This window comes from Porphyromonas gulae (assembly GCF_000765945.1).
Classification (GTDB): Bacteria; Bacteroidota; Bacteroidia; order Bacteroidales; family Porphyromonadaceae; genus Porphyromonas; species Porphyromonas gulae.
The window spans coordinates 1-6,830 of sequence record NZ_JRAT01000019.1 but is presented as its reverse complement, the minus strand read 5'-3'; the positions used below and the strand labels follow the sequence as shown (position 1 = coordinate 6,830).

Here is a 6,830-nt window from a genome sequence, read left to right as displayed (position 1 = left end):
GCACTTGATGTCATAACCACAGAAAATGGGTTGCAGAATGTAAAGAAGACAATTTCACAGCCATGGTCTTTGAATATGGCCTCTCCTTTCTTGATGTCTGGAAATAAAACCCATGATTTTACGGCGAATTATCTTTTGGATAATGTTCAGCTTGTGCGTGCTGTTGCCAAGGTAGAGCTCAATATTACTTTAAGCGAGAAATTTCAGACACTGCCTGCTGCCAACGGAGGTAATTTAGCTGACTACAGGTATAGATATGTGAATTTCGACAAAGATACCTATGTGGTAAAACCCCTGCCCACGAAGCCAGATAATCCGGTTAGCTCCAATGATGGCGCATGGCCGCAGATCGCCGGGTGGATGCCGTGGGGTACATCTTTGAATGTGAGCCCGGCTCCCGATGCCGGTAGTGGATACACGATGGATTCCGGAGGAAAGATTAAGAGTTTGCGGATTATCACCTATCTGAACGAGCGAGACAAGAAAGGTGCTGCCGTAGAAGTGGCACTGCCTCGTGTGGATGATGGAGAGCTTCCTCCTCCCGAATTCGGGCCTGAACTTTATCGTTTGCCTTTGCCCGAGAAGGTCTTGAGAAACCATTGGTATAGTGGATGATGGAGAGCTTCCTCCTCCCGAATTCGGGCCTGAACTTTATCGTTTGCCTTTGCCCGAGAAGGTCTTGAGAAACCATTGGTATAAGTATGATATAACTATCTGATAGATGTTTCTATTCAGACGTTGTTATTATTAATTCAGAATCTGGTCGGTTGTGGAGGTCATCAAAAGACTCACATTAATTTTCTGATGGTAACAATGCTGGAGGAATTTCATAACTAAAGAAGAATGATGAAAATGTTTGCAAAAAAACTACTGAATATAGTCTTTGTTATATGTGCTGTATTCACATTAGCATTATACGAAGACCTTTATGCGCAGGTGACTTTCCCGACTCATTCGCCGGCTGCTACTTCTTCGATTGCCGTATGCTCCGGGGAGGAAGCTATAGTGATTGATTTTACAATTCTCAATGCAACTTCAACCGGTGTTGAAGTAAAGGTCAAGTTAGCCGACGGTATCGAATACGTGCCGGGCGGAACGACTATTGTTAGTACGACCCCGGCAGCCAATGCATTGTCTTTTGAGGAAGTTACAACGGATCTCAATGAGCCTATCATCAAGCTTAAGTCTGCCGATGGTAATGACGAAATTGAGGCAGGGACAGAGGTTTCTCTTTCTGTAAAGAGGTGGGCAACTTGTAAGGCCTGGAGCAATGTGATTACTTTGGCAGGTACCGGATTTACATTCAAAGACAATGTCACGATCACGGTCAATGGACAAAGTGCAAGTAAGGAGTCCAATACGTACTCCGTCAAATTTCCGAATCTTTCGATCTCGCAGCCAGCTCCCCAGAACAACAAACAGCTCGGAGAGACCATAACTAGAGATTTTACGGTGACTAACGGTTCGGCCAATCCTGCAAAAAACATTTATTTGTCTATTGATTATGGTAATTCTGTTTATTTCTCCGCTCCGGGAGAAATGAAACTCCAAGCTAAAGTTGGTACTGCAGGTGCATATGTCGATCTTACTCCTTCATCCACTAACGGTAACGTACGTACATATACCCTTTCCGGTACGCTTTTGGGGGATGACTCGGAGCTCACCAATGGAGAAATAATATATTTCAAAGAAACTTTTAAACTCAAGACCTGTGCCCCTTCAACCGTGTATAGCTTAGGGTGGGGATGCAGTGTGGAAAGTCAGTGCGAGGTAAAAACTACCACTGCCACGATTACGATGGCAGCCGGTGTGGCAAATATATCAGAGTATACTCTTACCGGTCCGAACTATCATGATGCAAGTTTTTCGATATGTGAGCCATTCACGCTTACCTACACCTGTAAAAATACAGGTACCGGTGGAACAATGGGTGCTGCATATGATATAAACGTGATTGGTAAAAATTACACCGGTCCCGGGCCATTCACACTACACGAATTCGTTAAAATCGAGATTGGTTCCGCTGGGCAAGTTGTGCCTAACTCAGTCACAAATGGCTCGGAGCTTGACTTGCGTTTTGAAAATCATTTTACGACAGATCCTGATGGTCCCGGTGTGGGTTTGGATGACGTAGATGGCGATGGATACTTCGATGATCTGCCTGTCGGTGCTACCTTGACATTGAAATATACGGTGAGAGTCAAATGCGATAGTTTTACTGCTTGTAATAACAATCAAAACCTTAGGGATAAAGGATTGTTTACAAGGGTGATTTATCGTACGGCCTGCGACAAATCTACGTGGGTAGTTCCGGCAGTCTATACGAATATGGGGGTCTATAATTTGTACTTAGCTCGGGAATCTGTTGTAGATGCTTCTTATATACCGGTCAATATTGAGAAGAATAAGCCTTTCGATATGAGAATTATGCCAACTTACTATAGTATAGCTAGCTCATATAATATTTCTGGTTCTAATCAAAATACTCGTTATGTAGTCGAGATAGATATTCCAGCTGGTTTGACCATGCCGCCGAATTCCAGTATTAAGTGGTCAAAGTTAAGTGAGCATGTGTCTGCAGATGGAGAGTTTGGTTATGATCCTCCTGTAGCTATTCCTGATGGAAATATCACCATCACCGGTAATAAGATGACCATTGTATCTCCGGACCATAGGAGAGGGTTTGTTACGCTATCGGGCCTGAGGTTTGACTGTACCAACAATCCCACGATGAAAATCTCTTACAATTATAGGGAGGTGTTCAATTATGTCCATTTCCCGGATTGTATTTGTCCCGCAGGCCCTCTTATTTGTGGTACGTTTGTTCGTAATGTCTTGGGCTGTAGTCCTCCGTGTCCGGCTGGTCCGTCTACCGGAAGCCCGGTTGTGGAGCGTGAAGACAATTCGCTCGGGTGGACGGATTATAAAATGACAGCTCGTCAGAGTCGTGATAAAATATCTGCATATGACTTGGCCAAAGCTCTTTATATGGATGAGATACGGCTGAGTGCTACCGGAACGCAGCACGGTCCTGCTACTACGTTGGGGGCACGTTTCTTGTTGAAGTTAGGCAAAAAGAATGATCAGACTTTGACGCCACTGTCAGCCGACATTAAGATTAAGAGAGGTCAGGCAGAACTCGTTTCGATTACCGGACACACTGTGTTTAATACGAAAATAGTCGGTTCTGATCAGCAAATCGACTGGGATTTCACTTCTGTACTCCCTGAAGGAGGTCTTTTAGGTGGTGATACATTTGAAGTAGTAACACATTATCGTGTTACTTCCGAGTATGGCTACGGTGTTGATACGCAAGTCGGTAAACAATGGTTCTTCTATAATTCCAATACGAATCCTGTGTGGAATACAGCCACCCCCGTTACCTGTCTTACTTTGGTGCCAGAAGTGTACATTATGGGTACTTACATTGTTAATGGTATAAATCCCCACTATGTAAGTGAGTGTAAACCGGCAGAGCTTGGTTTTGTCAGCAACAACTACGCTCGTCGTTTCTCTTCAGGTGCTTTTCGATATGAGAATGAGTATCGTCCGGGTATAAAACTTAAGAATATTTATATTAAGCTGCCTAAATCATACAGCTTGAATCGGGTGTCTTATCGTAACCATCGGAATACGACTGTAACGTCGAATGTTCCTTATGAACCGCTTGTTCAAGAGGGCGTGGTATCTCAAGGAGAACACAATATCTATAAATATCCGATCCCTGATAATGAGAAAGCTCATATGAATATAACGGTGGAGAATATTTATGGAGCAGGCCTGAAGGTCGATGTTACCGCAACTTGTGCATCGTCGGATATAGACCAAGCATATGATAAAATATCCTATTATTTGGATTATGTAGACTATTATTATTACGCTGTTGAGCAACCTACGATACCGGCTAATCTTGATATCGCAGCTCCAATCAACTCTGATAATAATGGTAATTATTTGCTTGATGGTCTGAATCTCTATAATATCTCTTTGAGATACAGTAAGAAGCCGGCCATCAATCTTGTAAATCAGTCGGGGGAAGTTGAGCTTGTGGGCAAAACAGGAGAGTGGAGGCTTCGTGTCAACAATCCTTCTGTTTCCAAAGCTCCTTATGTTTGGCTGGCATTGCCTACCACTCCCGGTCTTACTGTCAAGGAGGTAGTTACTTCTGAAGGAGTAGCAGTTCTCTCTACCGATTATTCCGGGGGGAAAATGTACCGCTTGTCTCAAGAGGGTATCGCAGCGGGGACAGCTCTTGACTATACGATCAAGTTCTCCTACACAGGCTGTTCTCCCATTACGCTCAAGGCAATGGGCGGCTGGAACTGTAGTACTTATCCCGAGAGCCCCGATGACTATGTTTGTAATGCGCAGGCTGTCGACTTGAAGCTGAAGCCCCTTGTGGCCGCCATGGAGCTTACGGAAGTAAAAGTCCCCAATGCAGCAGAGGCTACCACGCTTTGTAATACGCTCGAATATGTTTATAGTATTCAGTCTACGGACAATGCCAGCGTCTTTAGTCCCTCGTTCAGTATTTTCCCGGAGCTGGGGTTGGTGGTAACACCCAATGAGATTAAAGTTGAATATCCAGCCAATTCGGGTGATTGGCAAACCATTTCGGTTGAAGGCAATAAGGCCGATTTGATGAAGCATCCGGCTTTGGCCGCAATCGGTTATCTGAAGGGGTTGCAGGAAGCCGGCAATGATGTCAATAAGCGAAAGATCGTTGTCAAGTTCTTTATCAAGACCCAATGCGAATTTGTGTCGGGTCGAAACTTTAAGGTAAGAGCTGATGGTCTCAATGCATGTAATTTGAAAGCTAAGGGATCGGGTTTGGCAGTGAGTACACCACCGATCAATATCGAAGGTGCTCAGCTTCCCTACTCAACGGCGGCTGCCACTCAGTTGGTTGCGACTTCGGTGGACGGATCCGATTGTAAGGCCCCCAAGCGGTTGAAAGTGGTTCAAACGATCATCGGAGGAACAACCACGGCCAATGCCTATTTAGAAGTAACCGTACCTGTAGGCTTTAAGTATGTACCGAATTCTTATACTCCGGACAATACTCATTCGGGAGGGGTGAATGCCATGCCGGCAGGATCTGAGACGGTAACGCCTACAGCCAATGGCGAAGACAAGGTCAAGATCAAGGTAAAGGGCGGTTTGACAGACAATACATCTTTTGCCTATATGCTCGACATAAAAGAAAACGACGACAATCCCCCTCTTTGTGGAAAACATATCATTGAGATTGTCAATGTCGAGAAGATCCCAGGCTTGATGTGTGAAGGAGTTCAGTGTAATGAAACATTGGTTGCCACGGGCACGAATAAGTTTGAATTTGAGCTTGACAAACCTTACTTGGATATTACTGTTCTTTCAGCGATATCGTCTTTCAGTGGAGGAAAAGAGAATCTTACGATCGAATATAAAGTAAGCAATACATCGGCCACCCAGTCGCTGAAACCGGGAGCTGTTGTAACACTGTTCAGCGATAAGGATAACAATCAAGTCTTCTCCGGAGGAGATGTTGCGGTAGCGATGCAGGTATTGGGTGCAGAAATAACCGATACCACACCTCTTACGCAGACCCTGAAAGTAAAAGGGGTTGAATCCTCTCTTACCGGCAATTTGGTTCTTACGATACTGCCCAAAGACGGCTGCTACTGTGAGATCAAATCCCCTATGGTCACGTTAACCCATCTTCCTTCGAATTACTGGATTGGAGGAACTGTAGGTAAGCCTAACGAATGGAAAGAGCCTAACAACTGGACTAACAACAGTGTTCCCGATGCGGCAGAGGATGTTGAATTCGCCACCGAGGTGAATAATCCGACAGATCCGAATAATCCGAAGTCTGGCCCGGCGAAAGAGAACCTGCATTTGGATGATCTCTCTCAGAATGGAACGGGAGGTCGCGTAATCGGAAACCTGATCAATGATTCGGACAAGGATTTGGTCATTACAACAGGGAATCAATTGACGATCAACGGCGTGGTATCTGATAACAATTCGAATGCCGGTACGATCGTCGTGAAATCCGCCCCTGGCAAACCGACTGGTACCCTGATATTTACGAATCCGGGCGATAATCAGAATGTAGGAGGGACTGTCGAGTTTTACAATCAGGGATATGATTGTGCCGACTGCGGTATGTACCGTAGGAGCTGGCAGTATTTTGGAATACCTGTCAATGAATCAGATTTCCCTTACGGGGATGTTGAAGGAAACGAGACTATAAACCAATGGGTTGAGCCTTTCAATGGAGATAAGTGGCGCCCTGCTCCTTATGCACCGGATACACAGTTTCAGAAGTTCAAGGGCTACCAGATCACGAATGATGTACGGGTACAGCCCACGGGAGTCTATAGCTTCAAGGGTACGATTTGCGTATGTGACGCCTTCCTTAACCTGACTCGTACGCCGAATGTGAACTACTCCGGATCTAACTTGGTGGGTAACTCCTATACTGCAGCCATCGACNGAGACGGTCTATCTTTTCAACACGGGTACGCGCGACCAGTGGCGCAAGCTCAATGGAAGCACGGTTTCGGGTTATCAAGCCGGTCAGTACCTGTCGGTACCGAAGAATACCGCAGGTCAGGGTCATCTTCCGGATCGAATTCCATCGATGCAATCCTTCTTGTTGAAGATGCAGAGCGGAGCATCTTGCACGTTGCAGATCTTATATGATAAGCTGATGAAGAATACGACGGTGAACAACGGCAATGGGGATCAGATCGTATGGCGTTCTAACGATACGGGTTCGTCCGGTATGCCTTCTCTTGTGATGGATGTTCTTGGCAACGAGTCTGCCGACCGTTTGTGGATCT

Annotated in this window: 1 protein-coding gene and 1 pseudogene; both read left to right on the top strand. The window is 45.4% G+C overall.

Features of this window, described 5'->3' with window-relative positions:
- Positions 1 to 615, top strand: a pseudogene (locus HQ49_RS07190) (fimbrial assembly protein); the annotation flags it as partial.
- Positions 608 to 718 carry a hypothetical protein gene (locus HQ49_RS12740; RefSeq protein ID WP_394331904.1) on the top strand — a complete coding sequence of 37 codons (111 nt, stop codon included), beginning with the start codon at positions 608 to 610 and terminating at the stop codon, positions 716 to 718. The pseudogene HQ49_RS07190 and the gene HQ49_RS12740, both read left to right, overlap by 8 nt.
- Positions 719 to 6,830: the final 6,112 nt, after the last annotated feature.